Genomic DNA, 22,721 nt, shown 5'->3' with positions numbered 1-22,721 from the left:
GTTGTATGCTTAAAAAGTTAACTGATTTATCTCAGCATAACCAAGCTGAAAAAGACAAGCGTGAAAGCCATCAGCTTTCTTTAGTAAAGAAAAAATATACCAGTTTAAGCCGTAAAATTATTTTACGTTTTTGTTTGTTTGCCTTGATGATCGCTGTGCTTTTTTCAGCTATCAACATGCTCTCATTGTATACCCTTGAAGATTCATTTATTTGGCGTGATGTTAGTAAAGAAGCAGAGTATTTGCAGCAGCAATATGAAGATACTGGTTATTGGCCAACGCCGCGGCCTCAAAATATGTCACTACACCATTCTATTGAAACATTACCCTATGATATTAAGACGATTTTGATTGAAGAGCCGAATCGCGGTGAGTTTTTTGGTGAAAATGGTAAGCATTACCACATGTATCGTCTTTTACCAGCGCAAGATATCTTCTTATTAGCAGAAGTTAGTGAACAATTAATCGTTCGTGGTATGAGCAGCGGAATGTATGTAATGCTAACCTGTATTGCGGTGTTAATGATGCTGTTCGCTTGCGTGGTAGCATACCGAATAGCTAAGGCGACGATATCGCCGTTAACTGAATTAGCAGAACTAGTTGATGGCGTTGACCCTAAGCATTTGCCCAAACAATTTGCAGCACAATTTCCTAATAACGAAATTGGCATATTAGCGGCTAATATTGAGCAATCCATGCAGCGTATAAATCAATTTATTGAGCGTGAAAAACAATTTACTCGCGATTGCAGTCATGAACTTCGTACGCCTATCACCATCATTAAAAACGCCACAGAAATTTTACAACAACAGCCGTGTTTACCTGATGACGTAGCCGCCCCAATAGCGCGCATAGACAATGCATGTAACGAGATGCAGCAAACTGTAACAACATTGCTTACCTTAGCACGTGAAGAAGCGCAACTAGCCGATAAAAGCATGGTTAAATTATTGCCTTTAGTGGAAGATGTGGTCATTGAGTGTGCTGCAATAATAGAGCATAAAGACATTTTGGTTGATATTAATATTAATGATCAGGCCAGCGTGTTATCACATGCAACGGTGTTAAAAATCATACTGACTAACCTTGTTTCTAACGCGTTTCGTTACACTGAACAAGGTAATGTTAGTCTTACTTGGGATGAAAAAACAACACAGTTAACGGTAAGTGACACAGGACAAGGCATTGAACAGAAATTGGCGCCACATATTTGTGAAAGCATGGTAAAAGGTGAGCAAAGCCAAGGGTTTGGAATTGGTTTGTCAATTGTAAAGCGGTTGTGCGAGCGCTTTGATTATCAGTTAAATATAACCAGCAATAGTCATGGTACGGCGATAACAATTACGTTTTAAATGATGAACTTAGGCAGTAGGTGTCAGATATTGCTGTCGGATGCGCTAAGTGTCATCCGACAGATTAAGAACATAATAAGCAACATCACGCAGTTAGATTCAACTACGCGAGCTTTTCACTTAAAGGTTTTTCACTTGTAGAAAGTTGAGCTGGTTGAGACGTTTTTAGCATGATTATACCCAACCAAGCAAACCAAATAAGTTGGCTAATACCAAAGGTTGCGGTCAGGATATCAGACGGGTAAACAGTAAGTATGCCCGCAATGCCAACGAATAGTCCTAAATAATTTAACGGTTTAGAGAGTAGGTTGTGTTTAAGTGCACATAGACTCAGTATTAATGTCCATAATCCACCGACAATTTCATTACCGCCACCGATACCATCTACTACTATGTTGATTGTTTTCCACATTGCCATTGCTTGAGTTGGCTCTGTTTTGGCCAGTTCTAATGCCTGATTCAGTCCAATATTTGTGATCATGCCGCTGGCAATCACTAGCCCAACCCAAAGGTAACCAAATACGGCAGCATATTGTGAAAGGTGAGGTGTCTTAACTTTTAAGCGTTCATGCAAAGCCTGTACTAGCACAGCGAGTACAATGCCAAATAATACATAGCTAATAAAATACGCAGCTGAGATGATGACTTGATTTTCACTTAAATAGGCGAACTTTTCGGTGGTGCCGCTATTGGGAGGAAAGCTTAAGAATGCTCCAAAATAAATAAATGCTGCTAGATAAAGGGTTGCGGCTATTAAAGCAGCCATGCCTCCCAGCTTTTGTAGTTTTTCCATAATATGCTCTCTTCGATTGCGATACTTTATAAATTAGACGACAAGCTGATGCTGTACAGTGTTTGATTGTAACAAAAGTTATTTATAAACAGAGCATACAGGCATGATCATAGGGTGAAATTATGTATCGTTATCATCTTCGTCAACGTGCGTTGAAGGCGCATTTTCATGGGTTGCATGACCAGCTAAATCGGTTGCATTAATATCTTGTGCCGTTGCGTGTGGCTCTGCCAAGTAATAACCTTGCGCAATAGTGACGCCGTATTTTTCTAGTGCCTCTAGCGATTGCTTATCTTCAACATATTCTGCAATGAGCATAATGCCTAATTTATCCGCAAATTCGGCAATATGGCGAATGTATAACTGAACATTTTTATCGGTTCTGATGTTTTTACACAGTGAACCGTCTAACTTAATGCCGTCTACGCGTAACTTAAGTACGTTTGAAATGTTCGAGTAACCCACACCAAAGTCGTCAATGACCACACGTGCATCAAAGGCTTTTACCATTTTGATAAAGTTGGCGACTTCGGCAAAGTTATCAATTGCTTCTGTTTCTAATAACTCAAAGGTAATGCGGTCGGATTGTGGGTAAACAGATAAGTACTCTTGAAAAAAGCCGTTAAGGTGTGGATCGAGCATATCTTGCGCAGTAACATTAATACTCCAGGCTTTAGACGTATTTTTAAAATATTCAGCGGCTTTAGTAAACATCACACGCGTTAATTCACCATCCATTCGCGAGCGATTAACGACATGAATAAATTCTTGCGCATTAAGCACGGTGCCGTCTTCTCTGACTATTCTGGCTAAGCATTCATAATGCAAAATTTGACCACTGGATAAGTCGATAACTGGCTGAAAATAGGGTTGAATAAGGTCGTTTTGAAACGCTTCTCTCACTTCTCGGGCAAGGCTGATGTTATTTTGATATTGCGTTTTCACTTCTTGTAATGCATCAGAGAAAGTAACAATAGATTCACGGCGGTGTTTAGCTTGTGCGGCTGCTATATTCGCATTTTCAAGGACTAAGTTTTTGTTTGCTTCGGCTATGCCAATTGCCGTTGTAACGTATATAAGCGGATCAGTTAATAATGGAGTGTTGTTTGGTAGGCGCTTAAGCCGTTGCGGCAAAATGTCAGGTTCAATCGGGCTAGTGCGTAAGATAGCAATTCGATTAAATGAAAGACGATATTGCGTATATTCGTTATTTAATAATGTTTCTACTTGCTCCATAAAGGTAAGAATGGCTTGATCGGCAATTGAAGCACCATAGAAGCTACTAATCTCTTCTAAATCATTCAGTACGATCACGGCGATTTGATGATAAATTAACGTAGAGCGACGTAAATCTTCCTCCAAGGCAATGTGATTTTTAAAACCCGTATTCGCGTCTGTAGTAAGGTTCCGCCTCATGGCATAGGTATATAAACTGGAAACGAGCACAGCAATAAAAAAGAAAAATGAACCAATTGCGATGGCTTCGCTAACGCTATATTGCAGCTGTTCATTTAGATTGGTGATTGTAATGTCTGCACCTGTCAAATAAATCGTACCATCTGACGCGGTATGTGGAATAAATATGCTGCGAAAGTGCCCCCATTTATCCTGAGACTCTTCAAACACCGGAGAAGCAGAGTTGAAGGCTACTTTATTGGCTTCGGTGGCTTCTGGGTACACATCGTAAAAATAAGATAACTTGCGGTTTTTGATATCGTTATCAGTGTAACTAGAAGCCGTAAACCGCACCGATGTACCATCTTTAATCATGGCATATACGTATTCAACACCCATTTGCTCGGCAAAGTAGCTTAATTTTTTTGCTTGCGCTAAGTACTTTTGAGACGAGATATGCTCAGGCCCTGTGATCCCTACATGGTAGTCTTCGTCTAATATACTGACTACACCATGTGCTGCTTGCCTGAGTGTATTATCAACTTGGCTGATGATGTTGTTATAGGTTTTGAAATACACATGAATAATATAGGCGGCTAGACAGATTAAAAACACCAACATGCCAATAATCAGTGGTTTGTGTTGTCGAAAGCGAATCATCTTAATGCCTTATTATATTTTTTATTCAAACATTAGCGCATTGAGCATGCCAGAGAACTCGCCATTCGACAACCTAGAAAGCCGCTGCACGTTATTCATAAATCATTGGTCAAAAAGACAAAAATAGTGGTTAAAAATACTAACTTCCAGTTTCTCTGCGTCATAATACTAATACTAAATATAAAAATTTCAATATAAACAATGATATAGGTTTTGGCATTGTATGTGCTTTATTGTCACCAGTCTGAATGCGTCAGGCCAAAAATAAGATTATGAATAGGTGAAAGGAACCATCATGAAATCAATTAGCCAAGTTAAAGTGTTTGTTGTCTCTACCGGTTTGTCGGTTGTCGCTATTTTACAGGCGATATTAATGTATGTAGCCTCAACCATGTAATGCTAATGAACGATCAATATTCGTTATATGCATGCCGTCTATGCTGGCATAAATTTGCAGGCAACCACTTCTTCAAGTAAAGTGTGCTACCTTTGTATTTTAGTCACTTTTTGGCTGATTTTTAATCGAAATCAGTATTATTTGTAACCAGTATGTCTGATCATAAACGTTTAGCGGTTGCTTCTGATGAAGCACTATTAAGAATTTTTACTATTCCTGAAGCGCCTGATTCAACTTTGGGCCGCATAGAGCAGGAAATCTCGCAAAACCTTGATGGGTTTTTGCGAGAAAATATCGTAGCTGTTGAAAAGCCGCTTAGCGAAATTGAAAAAGACTTTAGTGACTCGCAAATTCCTCAATCTCCAGCCTTTGTTTCGGATCATGCTCATGATCTGATGAAAAAGCTGGTGGCTCACTCGGTTCATACTTCCTCACCTAGTTTTATTGGGCACATGACATCGGCCTTGCCTTATTTCTTATTACCGCTTTCTAAAATGATGGTGGGACTCAATCAAAACTTGGTAAAAATAGAAACCTCTAAAGCATTCACACCGCTAGAGCGCCAAGTGGTAGGTATGATGCATCGGTTAGTGTTTAACAACGATGATAGCTTTTACACCCAATGGATGCACAGTGCTAATCATACTCTTGGTGCCTTTTGTTCTGGTGGAACTGTAGCCAACATTACTGCGTTATGGATTGCACGAAACCGCTTATTAAAAGCACAAGGTGCGTTTAAAGGTGTGGCAAAAGAAGGGATTTTCAGAGCCATGAAGCATTATGGTTATGAAGGCTTAGCAATACTGGTATCAGAACGCGGTCACTACTCCCTAGGCAAAGCGGCAGATCTGCTAGGAATAGGACGAGATTCGGTGATTGCGATACCTACCGATGAAAACAATAAAGTTCGTGTTGACTTAATGGCACAACAAATTGAGTACCTTGAGTCACAAAATATTAAAGTGCTTTCTATTATTGGTGTGGCGGGCACAACTGAAACAGGTAATATTGATCCACTGCATGAATTAGCTGATTTGGCGGAGCAACATCAATGTCATTTTCATGTTGACGCTGCATGGGGCGGTGCCACGCTATTTTCAGAAAAATACCGTTCGTTATTAGCGGGTATTGAGCGTGCCGACTCCATTACGATAGATGCGCATAAGCAAATGTATGTACCAATGGGCGCAGGCATTGTGGTATTTAAAAGTCCAGGGTCGGCTGATGCGATAGAGCATCATGCGGAATATATTCTTCGTAAAGGCTCAAAAGATTTAGGTAGTCATACATTGGAAGGTAGTCGTCCAGGTATGGCTATGTTGGTTAATTCTTGCCTTCAAATTATTGGCCGTGATGGCTATGACATGCTAATCAATATTAGTATTGAAAAGGCGCATTATTTTGCCAAGTTAATTACTCATCACTCACATTTTGAATTAATCACGAAGCCTGAACTTTGTTTGTTAACGTATCGATACGTGCCACAAGACGTGCAAGCGTATCTTGCGCAATGTGGTGATAAAGATAGACATCAAATCAATGAGTGGCTCAACGGGTTAACTAAGTTTATTCAAAAGAAGCAGCGTGAAAGTGGTAAGTCGTTTGTATCTCGTACTCGTTTAACGCCAGAAACATACGACCGCCAGAAATTAATCGTGTTTCGCGTTGTATTGGCCAACCCGTTAACAAGCGAAGCGATTTTACAAAGCGTACTTGCTGAGCAAGTAGAGTTGGCGCAACAGGACACGCGTTTCCTACCTAAAATTTTAAAGCGCATTAAAGTGTCACAAACGTCTGCTAACCATTAAGTTTTAATGATAAATGCACGTCACGTTGCATGAATCTGCCAACTAGAGGTGAGTTTGAGCTGGCTACTGCATTAGCGTTATTGCTCCTCAACCTTATATCAAGGTTGAGGGTTTTTTATCTATCTTCAAATATATCACTATACTTACCTATATAAGTTGTGCCTAAGTAGGCAATAATTTCATTATTAAATTATGAGCTAATCCAATGAAATACTTAACCTTCCTCGGTGTTTTGATGATTGCGATACTCTCACTTTCTGTACAAGGCGAAAGCAAGAGGGTGATTTTGGCATACGGTAATTATGCTCCGTACTACGGTAAAGAAATGGAAGATAAAGGGCCATTGAGTGAAATCGTTGTAAAAGCGTTTGCCGAGTCTGGTTATCAAACGAAGCTAGTTAATATACCCGTATGGAAGCGGCAGTTAACAGAGGTTGAAAAGGGCAATTATGATGGCTTATTTAGCCTGTGGTACAGAAAAGAAAGAGAGCAATGGTTTTTATTTTCTGACACTCTGCCCATTCCCCCAAGTACACTAGGCTTTTATAAACACAAAGATTCTGACTATTCATTTGAATCGTACGGCGACTTAATTGGGTTAAGAATTGGTGTTGTACGAGGTTATTCTTATCCACATGAGTTTAATGAAAAACATTTCATTTTAGATGAAGCGGTAAGAGTTGAGCACAATATTGCCAAGTTGTTAAAGAAGAGAATTGATCTTGCACTTATTGACAAAAATGTAGGTATGGAAATACTGACAAAGGAGCATCCAGATCACGTTAACGAACTTGAATGGATAGAGCCACCAGTGGGCTTTATTAATCAACATTTGGCGATTTCAAAGAAAACAAAACACGCACAACAAAAAGTAGATGCATTTAATGCAGGGCTAAAATCACTGTATGAGAAGGGCGAAGTAAGTAAAATTTTAAAGAAGTTTGGCTTATCTGACAACTAAGGCTCAGTCACGCTGATATCCGCCATTATTCTTCTTGCTTCATTACGGATACGCTCAGAAGGGTCATTTAAAAAAGGCGTCAGTTGAGCTTTTAATGTACTTATATCATCAACCGCAGAATCTAACACTATTAAGGCATTATATCGCACCGCTTCGTCATCACTGGTTTTTAGCGTAGCGATACCATTTACGGTAGCATCGAGCATTTGCTGATTGCCTGTTTCAACATTTTGTGTGGAGTAGCCGCTCAACACTCGCAGTAGCTTTGCTTGATTCTCAGGTGATTTCATTTCCGCTTCAAACAGTAAATCTGCAACAAAATCTGCAGTCACGTGTTCGCCTAATTTATCGAAGTATTCAATGATTAATGATAAACGCGCTTCATCAGTTGCGTTCAAATAGCGAAGGTTATCTTCAATTTGCAGTGCTAATTGCCCGCTTTCTAACTGTTCAGATAAATCGTTCTTATCTAGCTCAATATTCAGCGCTGCCACTAATGACAAAATATCGGACATGCGTTCGTTAGCTTCCAGTGCTATTTCGGCATGTTCACTTACTTGGTCGTTATTGATGGTTAAATTGCTAGAAAGTGGTTGCTGCGCTGTGTTTATGACTTCAGAGGAGGTATAAGGCGTGGGTTGCTTATGCGTATAAGTACGATTGGCATTGGCGTTGTTTTGTGAATGTAATATTGGGGTGACTGACTCAGCGGGAGAGGGCGCGTTTAAATGTATAGCCTTTGATAGAAACCAACCACCTGCAAAAAAGCTGATCGCGATAATTACATTGATCAAAATTGCATTGTTTTTCATCTTCAACAGCGTCCTAAGTTAATATAGCTAATGTCAGTAAATCATGGGCGATGCCTGCAATATATAAATTATTAATAAAATAAGCCAGTAGTGAATGAGTTAATCGCTACTGGCTTAATAGCAAAAACCTACTGTTAGCTTTCGAACTTAATTGTTCTACATTTGTTGTATTTGGTTGTTGTACCAGTACTAAATGCTTGCCACAACATGCCGCTTTGCGCACTATCTACAAATTTCGTACAGGTTTTCTTTTCACCTGAAGCAATTTTGTAAGTTAGCTTGATTTTGTACTCTTCATTTTTTTGGAACAACATGCCGCTCCAGTATAATCCTTTATCGTTGTTCACATTTCCAGTAACACGCTTGTTGTAAATTTTATTCCACCAGCCGTCACCGTTTGCTTTACCGTCTTTTCTCCAAATTTCTAACCTAGTGTGGTCCACTGAGTAAGCACCTGCATTACAGTAAGCAATCACAGCAGGTTGATGAGTAGAGACATTTTGTCGGTTGTCATAGTATTTTTTAGATTGATTTCTGATTTTGGTACAGCTTTCAATTTTATCGTTTAATTGTATTGTACCGTACAACTCTGCTTGAGTAGTTGGCGCGTGTAAAAGGGTAAGGCCAAGTAGGCTACCTGCTACGTATTTCAACATTACTACACCTCAATGTTATTTTTGTAGGATCCGACTTGAGGGAAAGCGCCAATAGTACTACCGGCACTTAAATAAGAAGGATATTTATTATTATTGCTCAGAAACAAGCCGCACAATTTTATTTTTCTTGTGCATACCTGTCAATGTCATCACTCGTTCGACCACCTGTATTCATAAGCTGTACAGACTAATGACGGTGGTCTGAAATGGCTTGTCCATCGGCACGATAAAAACCTGATGCACCTGCTTCAATAAAGCCTAAATTAACCATGTTGGTTAGAAACGGATCGGTATGATCGTCACCGATGTCTGCGTAGTCGGTGGTTTGGTAGTGATCTAACTGATTGAAAAAGGCGCTAATCGTTTTTTTCTCACTTGATACACTAACAAGTTGCCATTCTTCACGATAATGAGGGGTAGACACTTTATAGCCGACTAATAATTTAAGTGCAGGCTGCCAAACCAGTGTAATGGAATGATGAGGTTGAGTGAGTGTATAAGTTTGCTGTAAATCGCAGCCTATTCCCGCCGATTTAACCAGCGTCATTTGTTGTAGTAATGAAGGCGAAACGAGTTGTTGCCGATAGTGCCAGTTTTTTTCTTTTTTGCCATGCAAGGTTTCACCAGGCTGGTATTCAATGGCGCGCTCGTGCTGATCAAAATATCGTACCGGCTTAACCAGTTGCGTGTTTGCAGATGTGTGTTTAAGTAGCTGCCACGATTCAGTGATAGCCGTTTCAGGGTATTGATGTGCGACAACATTATTATGTCGCCACAAAACTAACGTGCGATTAGTGTTGGATTTAGCTGGTTTATGGTGGTGCGTTGATGTTGATTGAATAGTATACGTTGCAGTTAATTGCGCAGGATTAATGGCACAGTTAAGCGCTGTTTCGTTATCCAATGCGGCAAAGCTGTAACTGCTTAGCATGCTCGCACATGCAATGATTAACACTAACACTTGGGTTGGTTTATTTTTTTTAGAGGTTGTAAGCATAGTAATACGCCGCGTATAAGAACGTTAAACTAAAAAATTGCAGCTAAACGAGTCAGTTAGCTGCAACGGGGGATATTTTTGGTGCTACCCATATGCACAGGGCTATAGGCGTTAAATTGCGTTTAATTTAACTGGCTATTTGCCTGCTGCACTAAGTTTGCGGCTTTATCCATCACATGAAAGATAATGCTTTGCTCGTTGGTGCCATTCACTAGGAATGCTCCGGGGCCTTTAGCAAAAATCCCTACATCTTCACCAGAGTGAGTTTCTGAGCTTTTTGGGATCAGTGCCTCTTGGTGAAATCCGGTTGCGGTGGTATCCACGTTGGTTAAATCTTTACGTCCGGTGTTAATATCGTGGTCGTAACTGGCGTCTGCATTTGTTTCATCACCTAAGTCCATAAAGCCACGGCCGTTTGTATACCCTAACGTGGTATATGGCATGCCGTCTTCAGCAAGCGCAGGTTCATCTTTACCAACATTTACAACCTTGCCTAAGATGGGATTACCACGTTTTGGGTAACCAGCAATAGTAAATACATGGCCATGATCAGCTGTTACTACAATTAACGTGTCGTCATCGTCGGTCATGCTATCTGCTTTGGCAACGGCGTTGGCAAATTCTATGGTATCCGTTAAAGCGCCATATGCACTGCCAGCATGATGTGAATGGTCGATACGGCCTGACTCCACCATTAAGAAAAAGCCTTGGTCGTTATTATCCAGTATCTTAATTGCTTTTTCTGTCATCGCGGTAAGTGATGGCTCACCTGCAATATCGTTTTTGCGGTCTGCCGCGTATTGCATGTGCGACTCGTTGAATAAACCGAATAGTTTATTGGTGCTGTCAGGGTTGATGGCGTTGAAACCCGCTTCGTCGTATACGTAATGACCTTGAGGGTAAGCTGTTTGCCATTCGGTAATTAAGTTACGGTTATCGGTTCTGTCTCCTTCGGTCGCGCTATTGGCATCTGGGCTATTAAACGCAGGATCTTTTGGTAAAAAGTGACGACGACCACCCCCCATAACAACGTCAATACCGTCAACATCGATATCGCTATAACGTGACTCTAAGTGCTGTTCAAATTCAATTAATTGAGTAGCAATGTCAGTACAGCCGGCATCAATTGCACTTTGCGGCATGTCGGATACGTCTTCCCAATTGCGATCGGGAGATTTGGCATACGTTGCAGCTGGAGTTGCATGCGTAATGCGGGCCGTTGAAATAATTCCGGTTGATTTACCTGCAATTTCAGCAAGTTCGAGTGCCGTAACTAATTCGTTGCCTGACTGTGTGGCGCAATTGCCACGTTCAATATTTTCATTAATGCCAATTACGCCAACATCTGTTTTTACTCCACTCATCATTGCTGTCATTGTGCCTGCTGAGTCTGGTGTTTGTGCGTCGACATTATAGGTTTTAGCTAAGCCTGCAAAGGGAAATTGTTCGAAGCTGAGCTGATGCTCTTCACCCATTTTACCTTTATTTTGTCCGTCAAGAATGCGCGCTGCTGTTACTGTTGAAATACCCATACCATCACCAACAAATAAGATAATATTTTTGGCTTGTTGTTTCAGTTCAGTAAGTTGTGCCGCTTGCGCATTAGCATCACCACTTAGCGTTACAATACGTGCATTATTATTGCTCATTGCTTTTGCACCAGCAGCGGCACTCACGGCATTTTGCCACGTGCTTTTCGCGTGGGTTATCGTTTGTTGGCCTGCTTTAAACCAATCGTTATTCAAACTGGTTGCAATTTGAGTGTTGGTTACCTCGGTAACGCCAGCTTCACATACATAGTTAGTAGCTTGAATTTCAGTCTCATCCAGTTGGCCATTTGCATTGCTGTCTAATCCAGAGTCCACCTTTACGCCAGAGTTAGGGCAATGTGCGTTACCTTGTTGTAAAACCGTTTGCGTAACAATACTGTTTTTACCGTCGCTGCCATCTACGCCATTGGCACCAGTTTGGCCGTCGTCGCCGTCGCTACCGCACGCGCTTAATCCCATTACAGCTAATGCAATCGCACTTAATCTAATTTTGTTCATCGCTTTTTTCCTTCTTATTCTTTAATCAGCTCAAGTGCTTGGTTAATCATGTGAAACACAACATTTTGCTCTATTACGCCTTGCGCAAGCTGCGCACCAGGGCCTGTGGCATGTAAGCTAATATCTTCGCCAGAGTGAGTTTCAGAACTTTTAGGGATAAGTGCTTCTTGGTGGAAGCCAGAGTCTGTTGTGATAATGGCGGTTAGGTCTTTACGACCTGCATTGACCGGACTATCGTAACCGTCATCAGCATTTGTGGTGCTTAATGACATCATGCCGCGGCCATTCGCATAGCCTAATGTAGTATAAGGTTTACCGTCTGATGCAAGACTGGCTTCGGTGGAACCGACCCCCACCACTTTGCCCAGAATAGGGTTACCGCGCTTTGGGTAGCCTGCAATTGTAAACACATGTCCGTGATCAGCCGTGACAATAATGAGCGTTTCTTCAGGGTTGGTCATGCTATATGCTTTTTCTACGGCTTTTGCGAGTTCAATGGTATCGGTTAATGCGTTATATGCGCTACCAGCATGGTGACCATGGTCAATACGACCTGACTCCACCATAAGAAAGAAGCCTTTATTGTTATTGTCTAATATCTCAATCGCTTTTTCCGTCATCATGGTTAACGAGGGTTCGCCAGCAATGTCATTGGTGCGGTCTGCTTCGTACTGCATGTGTGACTCGTTAAATAAACCAAATACATGCTTAGTAGTGTTGGTATCTATTGCGTTAAAGCTGGTTTGGTCGGTTACATATTTACCACTCGGGTATTGTTGTTGCCACTCGGCGGTTAAGTCGCGACCATCAGTTCTGTCACCTTCAACGCTACTGCTGGCATCAGCACTATTGAAGGTTTCGTCTTTTGGTAAAAAGTGACGACGCCCTCCACCAAGAACCACTTCTATACCGTTTACATCTGTACCTGCGTAACGCTTTTCTAAATTACGTTCAAAATTCACAAGCTGGTCGGCTATATCTTTACAACCTGCATTTACGGCGTCTTCTGGCATGTCAGAGACATCTTCCCAGTTTCTATCTGCTGATTTTGCATAAGTAGCCGCAGGAGTGGCATGAGTAATACGAGCGGTAGAAATAATCCCCGTTGAAAGGCCTTTTATTTCTGCAAGCTCAAGTGCGGTAACTACCTCATTGCCAGCCACAGTAGCGCAATTGCCGCGTTCAATATCTTCGTCAACCCCAATAACGCCAACGTCGGTTTTAATACCAGACATCATGGCGGTCATTGTGCCTGCTGAGTCAGGTGTTTGCGCATCCACGTTATAGGTTTTAACAAGTGCAGTATGGTTAAACTTTTCAAAGCTTAAATATCCTTCTTCACCCGACTGACCGTTTTGTTGTCCTTGCAAAATACGTGAAGAGGTTAACGTTGAAATGCCCATGCCATCGCCCACGAACAAGATCACGTTTTTTGCTTTTAATTGATTATTTAACGTTAACTTTTCGCTGATATTGGCTTGTGCGTCAGTAAACCACTGGCTTTTAGTTTGATGTTCTGGCAATACACTGGCGTGAAGGCTAGCAGAAACGGCGAGTGCCAATATGCTGCTTTTTGCTGCCCACTTATTAGTAGCACGAGATGCTTTCATTATTCTTTCCTCAGTTAACCTTGTACTGGCTGTTTTTTGCTGAATTAAAATCAGGGGCAAAGATAGAGTATTATTGTGAAAGAAATGTTACTGATTGATTAAGGTGTGATGACGGTTTAATGATTTGCTATACCAACAGTTTGATTCATTAAACCATCATTAAACTGTAACCGGGAATTCATGTTCCGATAATAAGCTGCCGCGCCAATGTACTTGTGTTCTGGTTTATGCGGTTAGATATGTGCACAAGCTTAAGGCTATTTTATTTTTTGGAGTTACCACTCATGTCTCATTCCAGCTTAAAGTCGTCTCGTATTCGTCGTTCTTATGGACAGCAAAAAGTCTACATCCCGGCTAATCATCGTGAAAATCAGTATATGAGTATAAGCCTAGAACTTACGCCTGCTATACAACAGCAGCTTAATTGTGTTGATACAACTGCTAAATCGTCAAGCACTGCAATTGAGGCGAATACGCTGATAAATACGACACAAATATTAAATACCATTACCCGGACTTTTAGAGAAGTGTGTGAAGAGTATAGGTTGCGTAATAGTTTACTTATTGCCAAAGACAAGGCGGTCATCGTTCGTTATGGCGAGGAGCCATATATTATTGAAACGGAAACGCAAATATTTGTGTTTTACGACCCTAAAAAACACTGCCAATATAAGACGATTGCTAAAGAGGCTCATTTACCTAAACGCATTACTTTTGTGTTGTTAGCAACCGGTGACACTATAAGGCAGCGAGCAGCCCAGTTTCATCAACAAGTAATAGCATGTATTAGTGCATTAGCAGAGCAGTTATCCATCGCAACAACCCATTTTACTTTCATAGATAGGCAGCATATTACTTACGACTTGTTTGATGCAGAAAAAGGCAATAAAGAAACTATTACTCATAGTTTTAGGCAAATAGCTGAGCGTTACCAACATCAAGGCTTTTTAGTGCCGCATAACAGCCAAAGTGAACGGTATATTGTTGCTACCATACCAATACAGCAGCAAATGATAGCAATGATGCAGCGATATCATCAAAATGAACACGTAAAAAATCATCAAGTAGTGAGTAAAGGAAAAATAGGTGAGATAAAAGATGATGTTACAAAGCTACAGCAGGTGATGGAAAATGTAGTTTACAACGCATTAGAGCAAACAAATTTAGCGCAAGTAGCAATTGTCGGCAACGGCCACATTCCACGCATTTATAAGGCAAATAAAACCACAGAAGCGGTGATTAATAATAATAACGTTACGCGTATCGAACAAGTAAAGGATATTGCGTTGCCTCAACTACAAACTTATTGGCAATACAACCAATTAGAAGACGTTATCTATCTGGTTTTTTACGGTAATGAACAAGATGCCCATAAAAAGCGCTACGCCAAGTTTGTCACTAAAGTTCACACCGCACTGAAGCAAATAGCAGAAGAGCTAAGCTTTGACAAAGCAACACATTTAATGACGGTAAGGTTTTATCAGAATTTGAGTTATCAGTTGAAGTGAGTATTGTATTTTAAGTTGAAAGTGAACTACGACAAAAATTATTCATTGGTTATTATTTGAACATTTCTTTTGAGTGTGTATAATGCGCGTCCCCAAAAGTGACAAGTTATTTTCACATTGCCACTTTAGATATACACAGTAGTAACAAGGAATATTCATGCGTAGTCATATTCTATTAATTAGCTCAATCTTAGCGATAACAGCTTGTGATGATATAGATTTAGGTAAACCTGATTCAGGAGAAACAGTGCCTAATACTCTTACAATTCAGGGTAAAGCTGGTACCACCCCTCTTGCTGGAGCGTCGGTAACACTAACAGTGGGTGACAAAAGTTATAATACGGCGACTGATCAGGCTGGTGTTTATTCCATTGAGATAGAAACGAGTACAAGTAATGCAAATGAGGCAGTAATTGTATCAGTTCAAGGAACTGAAGAAGGTGACGAGCATATTGTATTAAAGTCCCAACTCGGTAGCGTTTCAACGCTAAATGAATACGCTGGTGATGATGAAACGTTAACAAATGACGAGTATGGATTAGTAGATGTAACGCCATTTACGACAGCGGCTTATATTTTGTTGGATAAAATAGATGTAAACCAAAAGCCTATATTACAGGCCAAATGGACTGATATAGTACATTCTTCTGAGTTGGCGGATCTAGCGACAGCTATTGACTTTGCAGTTGAGCGACCTCGACATTTGAATCAACACTCAATTTACTCTGGCATAGACAATACGTTTGAGTTAGCAAGTAATAGCGCGTTAGTGTCAGAGTACTTAAAGGCGATTAGTTACAATAGAAAAGACTTTTACGTACACTATGGCTTAAGCTGGTATGACTCTCTTCCTACAATTTCAGTCAGTGATGTTGTAGGTACTTATTACATATCAAACGTGTTTTCTCAGTCTTCGATTAGCTCAGCAGTCTTAGTTCTAGAAAATGGAAATACAGGGAGTTACGTTGATCAAAATCGAGAGTATGAAATTACTTGGGCAGTAGATAATAATAAAGTTACTATAGTTCCCACACAAGATAACTTTTCTAATACCAGCGAACACTGTTTATCAACTACATTAAGTAACTTTTTGAATTGCGATATTTATTTGTCACAATTTACACTTTCATTTCTCGCACCTTTAGGGCTTGGCACAGATTCTGTTTTAGTCAATCAGGCAAGCCGTTTAGATTTTGCACCCTATGGAGAGTCAATTGAAGAATCACGAACGTACTACTCAATAGGTTCGCTTTACAGAGAAAGTCAGGCTGAGCTACCGCAAAATCATGTTGATCTTGAAAAGACCTACAGTATTTTCGTCCCGCAAATTAACTCAGTGAGTACTGATGAAGAGTGGGTGATTAGAGAAACTAAAGAAGCATTGAAGTTTACGCTGTCAGGTGAGTCTACAGCAAGTGGTACCGTTTCAATCCAATTCCCAATATATAGTCAGGCTGAGCCATTTTCATATAAAAATATGACGGGGACATGGACGGTAGAAAGTGATAATACTTTAGCGATAAATGTCGAGGCAGTTGACGAATTATCCTATTTAAAAATTGCTTTTTTTACTGATAAAAATCAAGAGGTAACGGTAAGTACATTGTTTAAAAATGTTGAAGTAGAGCAGGTGGGTTATGGCTCTATTGTTGAGCAACAGGTTACTACTTTTGATTCAGATTCAATGGCGGGCATATTGTCATATGCACGAAACAGCACTGATCCTTTAGATCATTTCTGGTTTGAATTCGATGCAGATGGCACATACTTATCAATTAGTACGGACGATATGAATAAGGATGGGATACTTACCGCAGATGAAGTATTGGAAACACAAGGCAAATGGCAAGTAAGTAATGATGGTAAGTTACTTCTTCGTCGCTATAAGGAAAGTGATACAGGTGAAATTTGCCTTCCAGATACTTTTGATGTGCTGGATGGCGAGTTATGTCAATTGTACCTCGATCGTGAAGTGGAGCTGTTACAGTCTTCTAGTAGTGATCAAGTCTCTAGCTATACATCATTCATAAGAAACTACATTATTTACCATGACTTTATGGAAAAATACTTTTTTAGCTTTGTAACTACATGGTACGTTCTTGAAGAACGCCCTATAGCATTGCCTGAAGATTAATTTATTTTGTTAACACTCAAGCCGCCTAATCTTAGGCGGCATTTTACTTTTAACCTTCATACATCATATAAGTCAACTGCTTACGAAAAGTGCCCAAGTAATAAAGTGAATAAACTTTAAGCGGTGAGCTGCACCATGTATAATCCGCGGCCTCCATGGAAGGTGGCACTATAAAAGTTGCTGCACTCCTCACTTTAACTAAAATCAAAAAAATGGTCTTACTCAAGGAATATAAATGCGTAGTCATATTCTTTTGTTCAGCCTCATCTTGATGCTTAGCGCTTGTGGCGGTGGCTCGGATAATGCTAATACATCCTCAAACACTTCAAGCTCGTCAAACAACTCAGGCTCAACAGCGACAGTAGCTAATCAGGCACCAACGGACTCCTCTACAGCTTTAGTCGGTGAAGTAGTTAGCTTATTAGTACAAAAGCCAAACAGTGATAGTAGCGCTATAAGTTACACTTGGGAGCAAATATCTGGCCCCGAAGTTTTAGATTTGGTTGAAGATAGTAATACGCTTACTTTCACTACTCCTAAAGTAAGTGAAGATACAGAAGCTCAATTTAAAGTGACGGTGACAGATGGTTCTGGCGGTGTTACAGAAAAATTGTTTATCGTAATAATCGAAAAGCCTTTTTACTCATTTGTTATTAATGGAGTTATTGGAGCAGAACCTTTAGCGAATGCTACGGTAACTCTAAAAGTAAATGGAAAAGCATACACAACAACCTCAGAAGAGGGAGGAGCTTTTGCTTTTAGTTTAACACTAGGTCACTCATCAAAAGATAAAGTTATTACTCTTGAATCTAAAGGACTAGCACCTAATGAGCATATTGCATTAAGTACCGTACTGGGAAGTGTAGAAAATGTCAGTACAGCTTCTGGTGACGATAATATTGTTAGCATGGAAGAACTACCAGTTTTAAAGTTAAATTCCTACAGTACAGCATTGCATGTTTTACTAGAAGGTATTGATAGTGAAAGTAATATTGATAACCAAGTTGAATTAGAGCATGCTTTTAGTAGGGTTTCATCATCAAATATATCGGCCTTGACTAAAGTTATTAGAGCGGCCGTGTTATATGGCGGATCTTCTTCACTACTGGCTTTACCTGCTGGTTTTTCAGATACCATAGCGTTAGCTAGAAACCTGAGGGCTGCGGCAAAATACTTGAATAATATACAAGAAGTAGATCCCGACACATATAAGCAAATAAGTGAGAGTTGGCATCACACTATACCCAAGTGGAATATTGATAGCACTTCATCTTTAGTCGGGAATTATTACGGTATTCGTCAAGGAGATGAGGAGAGAGGCTCTAATCCATCAAGGTTAACATTCCATGATGATGGTACTGGCCATTTGGTAGATAGCTCAGGAGACTTTACGTTTGATTGGTGGTTTGAAGGTAACTCTTTAATCACAACTTTAAAAAATGAGCAGTCTCTAAGTCGTTATAGAACTTGTAGAGATGGAAGTAACATTAGAAGGTGTAGTAAATATTTATCACAATTATCTATTAGCTCTCGTGTTATTTTTCCAGGTGTTAATGCGTTTGTAATAAATAAAACAATTAGAGAATATGTTGTGTTGTACGATGGTACTTCTTACGACAGATTTAAAACTGAGCATCATGTAACACCTTTTTATGAAGAAAAAGATGTACTTGAAGTTAGTGATGCAATTGAGTTTGATAAAAAGTATGTAGTTGCGCTACCTAACCTGCACATCACATCAGATATTGATGGTTTACGTTTATCTGAATCATATAATGTGGCGAAAATGGTATTCAGTAATGAAACGGAGCAGCAAGGAAAAGTTAGTATTGAGCTGCCTTCGTTTACTTTATCTGGTGATAAAAATAGCATAGTATCAGGAACGTGGAATATAGCTGACAACAAAGGCTTGAACATATTGTTTGAAGAAAATGATGCTATAAAATCCATGAATATAGCTTTTTTTCATAATAAAAATAGTAAATTGATCGTTCATATATTATCCGAATATGATTCCATCCCTCGTATTGCATCTGGCCCTGTTCTTGTGGAGGCTGATAAGAACAATATTTCGGCTAATGCTAGCTGGAGTGGTATTTATCAATGGCGTAAACCTCAAATTGAACTTTTATCGCACAGTTGGCTGGAGTTAAATGATGATGGCACAGTAAGCCAATTTTATGTGTATGACAAAAATAAAAATGCTGAAATAGAAGAAGGTGAGGTAGAACAATACTCAGGTTATTGGCGTATTAGTGATAACCATACACTTTTCATTCGCACCTATAAAAGTAGTTTAAATGAAGACGCATGCTTGCCTGCTGAGTTTGATGTGTCAGCCACAAGTGAATGTGAACTTTATAGAGAGTGGGAATGGGAAGTTTTTGATATGACCAGTGTTGCTAATCTGACTGAAATTTCAGCTATACAACGCTCAACGAGTCGTTATAGGTTATCAGCGGATAATAATGATGTTCTTCCCACGCTTATCTCGTTTTGGCAGGTAGGGCTCTTAAAAACATCAGAACGCCCTATAGCACTGCCTGAAGGTTAATTTATTTCGTTAACACTCAAGCCGCCTAACCTTAGGCGGCTTTTTTTGCTTTTCTCCCTCATACATCATATAAGTCAACTGCTTACGAAAAATGCCCAAATATATAGTGAATAAACTTTAAGCGATGAGTTGTACCATGTATAATCCGCGGCCTCCATGGAAGGTGGCACTATAAAAGTCGCTGCACTCCTCACTTTAAATAAAATCAAAAAATGGTCTCACTCAAGGAATATTAATGCGTAGTCATATTCTTTTGTTCAGCCTCATCTTGATGCTTAGCGCTTGTGGCGGTGGCTCGGATAATGCTAACTCATCCTCAAACACTTCAAGCTCGTCAAGCAACTCAGGCTCAACGGCGACAGTAGCTAATCAGGCACCAACTATCTCAACAACGAATCGCACAGTGACAGCGGGTGAAACAGTAACGTTATCAGCGCAAGTGTCAGACAGCGATGGTACCATCAGCGAATACTCATGGCAGCAAAGCTCGGGAACAGCAGTTACGCTTAGTAACGAAAGCGAAACGAGTGTTTCGTTTATAGCGCCTATTGTTACGGATACAGAGCAATTAGCAATCATGTTGACGGTAAAAGATGATGACGGCGCAGAGAGCTCTGCAACGATAATTGTAACAGTGAAAGTAAATACGCCGCCGTTAGTTACTGTTGAAGATATGATTGTTGAAGAACAAAGCAGTGTTGAGGTGGTTGCAGCTGCATCAGACATTGATGGTGGTATCGCAAGCTATGTGTGGGAGCAGATATCAGGCCCTGAAGTTTTAGACTTGGTTCCAAATGGTAATACATTGACTTTTACCACTCCAGATGTGCATGAAGATGTTACGGCAAAATTTAAAGTGATAGTAACGGATGGTTTTGGAGGCGTTACTGAAAAAGTTGTAGATATTATGATAAAGGCTGTTAGCTACACTTTTTCTATTGATGGTAAGGTGGGTGATAGCGTTATAGGGGAGGCCGATCTGATATTTACAGTTAATGATGCTGAATATACAGTCGAAGCAGATGAAAACGGTCGATATCTAATAACGTTTGAATTTGATAAAGCTCACGGTAAAAAAATATTAACAGCGACAGCTACAATCAAATCAGATACTCGTTTAGTGTTAAGTACTATATTTGGTAGTGTTGAGGAGTTGGTGCTTTTATCCGGGGAAGATCGAATTCTTACGGTAGATGAGCTACTCATGGTAAACATTAATTCATTTAGTACAGCATTGCATGCGTTGATCAATAGTTCGAGTTCTACTAATCATACAATTGACACTCAAGATAAGTTAAATGAAAAACTTACCAGCATTGATGATTCAGAGTTGAACCAGTTATCAGCTCTGCTGCATCTTACAGTGTCTCATACTTATACAAATCAAGAGCTTGCACTTGCTCCGTCAATTGAGACTACTCTTAAGTTAGCCAATGACCCTATTAACTTAGTTTCTGTAAAGAAAAAACTGCATGAAGAGCAAAACTTTTCGTTACTTGAGGAACATGAAAACAGTGTGTATCAAGGTTTGCAGCGTAAGATAGTTAATAAGCAGGAGCTCAAAAATACAACGCTTTATTTAAATACATTAAGTAGTGATAATGATGATAAAGCTGGAGCAAGACTGTTATTAGAGGAAGGCAACACAGGTTTTTATATTGACCAAGGTGGACAACATGCAATTACATGGGATGTGGCTGAGGGTGTTTTAGATGTTAAGTTAGTTAACACTGATGGGGTTGTTAAGGATGACTTTTGCCCTCTTAACAATACATATTTAAGTTGTAGCCATGTGCTGTTATCTTTAAAAATAGAATGGTTTGCACCCTTATCAGGCTTGATGGAGCCAATGAGGATTACTCAATACATAAATAAGGTCTTTGAAGAATCTGAAAATGGCACTGATGAAGAAACCAATGATAGCTGGGTTGTAATGAATGAAAGTAAAAATATTCGTTCAGCGACAGAGCTCTTTGCATTAGGGCAGACTTATACTATTCCAATAGCAAAAATTGAGATTGAAGATGACAGCTTCTCAAGTATTCCATCAGTTACTCAGTTGGAAAGATTGCAGGTAACATTACATGGAAATGAAAGTGATGGTGGCACCGCGTCAGTGGAATACCCTATTGCCGAGTACTCAGGTACAGTTAGCTATGAACTAATATCTTCTGATTGGGTATCTAATGAAGACGGTACTATTACCCTTACTGCTGAAAGTGAAGCGTTAATTAAGTCAGTTAATATAGCAATATTCGGAGCCTCTCCACTTTCCTCTAGAGTTAATGTTTTAGTTGAGACTAGCGAAAAAACGAGAGTAGATTCAGGAACATTCATACTCAATCAGAGTACTAATAGCTCAATACAAGTAACTGATGTTATAGGTAGCTATTGCTCTGATACTTATTTGTTATTCCCTTTATTTCAATACTGTTTCATATTGAATGCAGATAGTTCGTATCAGTACTTTTATGTGAATGATGCTAATTATAACGGTTCACTAGAAGACACTGAAATTTATAGTTATCAAGGAGCGTGGTTAATTAACGATGAAGATAAAGTCGTTTTAAGCCGTCATAGATTATTAGATGAAACTGGTTACCCGCTTGGTGATGATTGCTCTCCAGTGAATATTGAGGTGGCTGATGGAGCAGATTGCATACTTTACTCTCGGGATGAGTGGACGCTAACTCATATAGAGCAAAATGAATCTGGTAAAGAACCGGTGCTAATAACAACTGTGTTTCGCTATTTTCAAAGTATTGATTACAATAACACCCCAACTTTTGGCACCCATTATGGCGTTAGTCATGCGTATATTTTTGAACATATCCTGTATATAAACCAACCTTTACTATTTGATTTACCATAATATTTGTTCAGGAAAATTAATGAGCGCGTATTTTTAATACGCAACTGAAATTAACACTCAAGCCGCCTAGTTCTAAGCGGCTTATTCTATTCTCACTATTCTAGATTTCATCATTTACCGTAATTGACTGTAATTCTCCGCATCACCATTGTCATCACCCTGCC

The 22,721-nt window shown here is 39.8% G+C and carries 14 protein-coding genes; 7 read left to right on the top strand and 7 right to left on the bottom strand.

The window, feature by feature from the left end:
* Positions 1-5 precede the first annotated feature (5 nt).
* Positions 6-1,352, top strand: coding sequence for a sensor histidine kinase (locus tag HUU81_RS15620; RefSeq protein WP_199609831.1), 1,347 nt, complete (start codon positions 6-8; stop codon positions 1,350-1,352).
* A gap of 103 nt (positions 1,353-1,455) precedes the next feature.
* Here HUU81_RS15620 and HUU81_RS15615 read toward each other — a convergent pair whose 3' ends face one another.
* Complete coding sequence (locus tag HUU81_RS15615; RefSeq protein ID WP_199609830.1) at positions 1,456-2,145, bottom strand: DUF4386 family protein; 690 nt, start codon at positions 2,143-2,145, stop codon at positions 1,456-1,458.
* Between the two features lie 120 nt (positions 2,146-2,265).
* Positions 2,266-4,200 carry an EAL domain-containing protein gene (locus tag HUU81_RS15610; RefSeq protein WP_199609829.1) on the bottom strand — a complete coding sequence of 645 codons (1,935 nt, stop codon included), beginning with the start codon at positions 4,198-4,200 and terminating at the stop codon, positions 2,266-2,268.
* Positions 4,201-4,749: 549 nt separating this feature from the next.
* Here HUU81_RS15610 and panP point away from each other — a divergent pair.
* Both panP and HUU81_RS15600 read left to right on the top strand, forming a co-directional pair.
* Positions 4,750-6,405: a pyridoxal-dependent aspartate 1-decarboxylase PanP gene (gene panP, locus HUU81_RS15605; RefSeq protein ID WP_199609828.1), complete on the top strand. Its 1,656-nt coding sequence runs from the start codon at positions 4,750-4,752 to the stop codon at positions 6,403-6,405.
* A gap of 235 nt (positions 6,406-6,640) precedes the next feature.
* The gene (locus HUU81_RS15600) at positions 6,641-7,366 is read left to right on the top strand and encodes a substrate-binding periplasmic protein (RefSeq protein ID WP_199609827.1); all 726 of its coding nucleotides are present in this window, start codon (positions 6,641-6,643) and stop codon (positions 7,364-7,366) included.
* Here the strand turns inward: HUU81_RS15600 and HUU81_RS15595 are convergent.
* The 5 genes from HUU81_RS15595 to HUU81_RS15575 all read right to left on the bottom strand — a co-directional run bounded on the left by HUU81_RS15595 (position 7,363) and on the right by HUU81_RS15575 (position 13,489).
* A complete protein-coding gene (locus tag HUU81_RS15595; RefSeq protein ID WP_199609826.1) occupies positions 7,363-8,178 on the bottom strand; it encodes a hypothetical protein in 816 nt (271 codons plus the stop codon). The genes HUU81_RS15600 and HUU81_RS15595 overlap by 4 nt on opposite strands.
* Before the next feature lie 134 nt (positions 8,179-8,312).
* Positions 8,313-8,834, bottom strand: a complete 522-nt coding sequence (locus HUU81_RS15590) for a hypothetical protein (RefSeq protein ID WP_199609825.1) — start codon at positions 8,832-8,834, stop codon at positions 8,313-8,315.
* A gap of 187 nt (positions 8,835-9,021) precedes the next feature.
* Positions 9,022-9,831, bottom strand: coding sequence for a hypothetical protein (locus tag HUU81_RS15585; protein WP_233520526.1), 810 nt, complete (start codon positions 9,829-9,831; stop codon positions 9,022-9,024).
* A 122-nt stretch (positions 9,832-9,953) separates the two neighbouring features.
* Positions 9,954-11,879 carry an alkaline phosphatase gene (locus HUU81_RS15580; protein ID WP_199609824.1) on the bottom strand — a complete coding sequence of 642 codons (1,926 nt, stop codon included), beginning with the start codon at positions 11,877-11,879 and terminating at the stop codon, positions 9,954-9,956.
* Between the two features lie 14 nt (positions 11,880-11,893).
* Entirely contained in the window at positions 11,894-13,489 is a 1,596-nt protein-coding gene (locus HUU81_RS15575) for an alkaline phosphatase (protein WP_199609823.1), read from the bottom strand.
* 284 nt (positions 13,490-13,773) lie between these two features.
* Between HUU81_RS15575 and HUU81_RS15570 the strand changes: the two genes are divergently transcribed.
* The 4 genes from HUU81_RS15570 to HUU81_RS15555 all read left to right on the top strand — a co-directional run bounded on the left by HUU81_RS15570 (position 13,774) and on the right by HUU81_RS15555 (position 22,557).
* On the top strand, positions 13,774-14,997 hold the full coding sequence (locus tag HUU81_RS15570; RefSeq protein WP_199609822.1) for a DUF3083 family protein: 1,224 nt from the start codon (positions 13,774-13,776) through the stop codon (positions 14,995-14,997).
* A gap of 157 nt (positions 14,998-15,154) precedes the next feature.
* Complete coding sequence (locus tag HUU81_RS15565; protein WP_199609821.1) at positions 15,155-17,131, top strand: hypothetical protein; 1,977 nt, start codon at positions 15,155-15,157, stop codon at positions 17,129-17,131.
* Between the two features lie 235 nt (positions 17,132-17,366).
* Positions 17,367-19,685 carry a PKD domain-containing protein gene (locus tag HUU81_RS15560; RefSeq protein WP_199609820.1) on the top strand — a complete coding sequence of 773 codons (2,319 nt, stop codon included), beginning with the start codon at positions 17,367-17,369 and terminating at the stop codon, positions 19,683-19,685.
* Positions 19,686-19,920: 235 nt separating this feature from the next.
* Positions 19,921-22,557 (top strand): PKD domain-containing protein, encoded by a 2,637-nt coding sequence (locus HUU81_RS15555; protein WP_199609819.1) that lies wholly within the window; start codon positions 19,921-19,923, stop codon positions 22,555-22,557.
* Positions 22,558-22,721 lie beyond the last annotated feature (164 nt).

Source organism: Flocculibacter collagenilyticus, from assembly GCF_016469335.1.
GTDB lineage: Bacteria > Pseudomonadota > Gammaproteobacteria > Enterobacterales > Alteromonadaceae > Flocculibacter > Flocculibacter collagenilyticus.
The sequence above is the reverse complement of the archived record's forward strand: the minus strand, read 5'-3'. Positions and strand labels throughout refer to the sequence as shown.

What these genes read in the sequence shown, in the direction of transcription:
- HUU81_RS15620 (WP_199609831.1), top strand. Translation starts at nt 6, where the DNA reads ATGCTTAAAAAGTTAACTGATTTATCTCAGCATAACCAAGCTGAAAAA.
- HUU81_RS15615 (WP_199609830.1), bottom strand. Translation starts at nt 2,145, where the DNA reads ATGGAAAAACTACAAAAGCTGGGAGGCATGGCTGCTTTAATAGCCGCA.
- HUU81_RS15610 (WP_199609829.1), bottom strand. Translation starts at nt 4,200, where the DNA reads ATGATTCGCTTTCGACAACACAAACCACTGATTATTGGCATGTTGGTG.
- panP (WP_199609828.1), top strand. Translation starts at nt 4,750, where the DNA reads ATGTCTGATCATAAACGTTTAGCGGTTGCTTCTGATGAAGCACTATTA.
- HUU81_RS15600 (WP_199609827.1), top strand. Translation starts at nt 6,641, where the DNA reads ATGATTGCGATACTCTCACTTTCTGTACAAGGCGAAAGCAAGAGGGTG.
- HUU81_RS15595 (WP_199609826.1), bottom strand. Translation starts at nt 8,178, where the DNA reads ATGAAAAACAATGCAATTTTGATCAATGTAATTATCGCGATCAGCTTT.
- HUU81_RS15590 (WP_199609825.1), bottom strand. Translation starts at nt 8,834, where the DNA reads ATGTTGAAATACGTAGCAGGTAGCCTACTTGGCCTTACCCTTTTACAC.
- HUU81_RS15585 (WP_233520526.1), bottom strand. Translation starts at nt 9,831, where the DNA reads ATGCTTACAACCTCTAAAAAAAATAAACCAACCCAAGTGTTAGTGTTA.
- HUU81_RS15580 (WP_199609824.1), bottom strand. Translation starts at nt 11,879, where the DNA reads ATGAACAAAATTAGATTAAGTGCGATTGCATTAGCTGTAATGGGATTA.
- HUU81_RS15575 (WP_199609823.1), bottom strand. Translation starts at nt 13,489, where the DNA reads ATGAAAGCATCTCGTGCTACTAATAAGTGGGCAGCAAAAAGCAGCATA.
- HUU81_RS15570 (WP_199609822.1), top strand. Translation starts at nt 13,774, where the DNA reads ATGTCTCATTCCAGCTTAAAGTCGTCTCGTATTCGTCGTTCTTATGGA.
- HUU81_RS15565 (WP_199609821.1), top strand. Translation starts at nt 15,155, where the DNA reads ATGCGTAGTCATATTCTATTAATTAGCTCAATCTTAGCGATAACAGCT.
- HUU81_RS15560 (WP_199609820.1), top strand. Translation starts at nt 17,367, where the DNA reads ATGCGTAGTCATATTCTTTTGTTCAGCCTCATCTTGATGCTTAGCGCT.
- HUU81_RS15555 (WP_199609819.1), top strand. Translation starts at nt 19,921, where the DNA reads ATGCGTAGTCATATTCTTTTGTTCAGCCTCATCTTGATGCTTAGCGCT.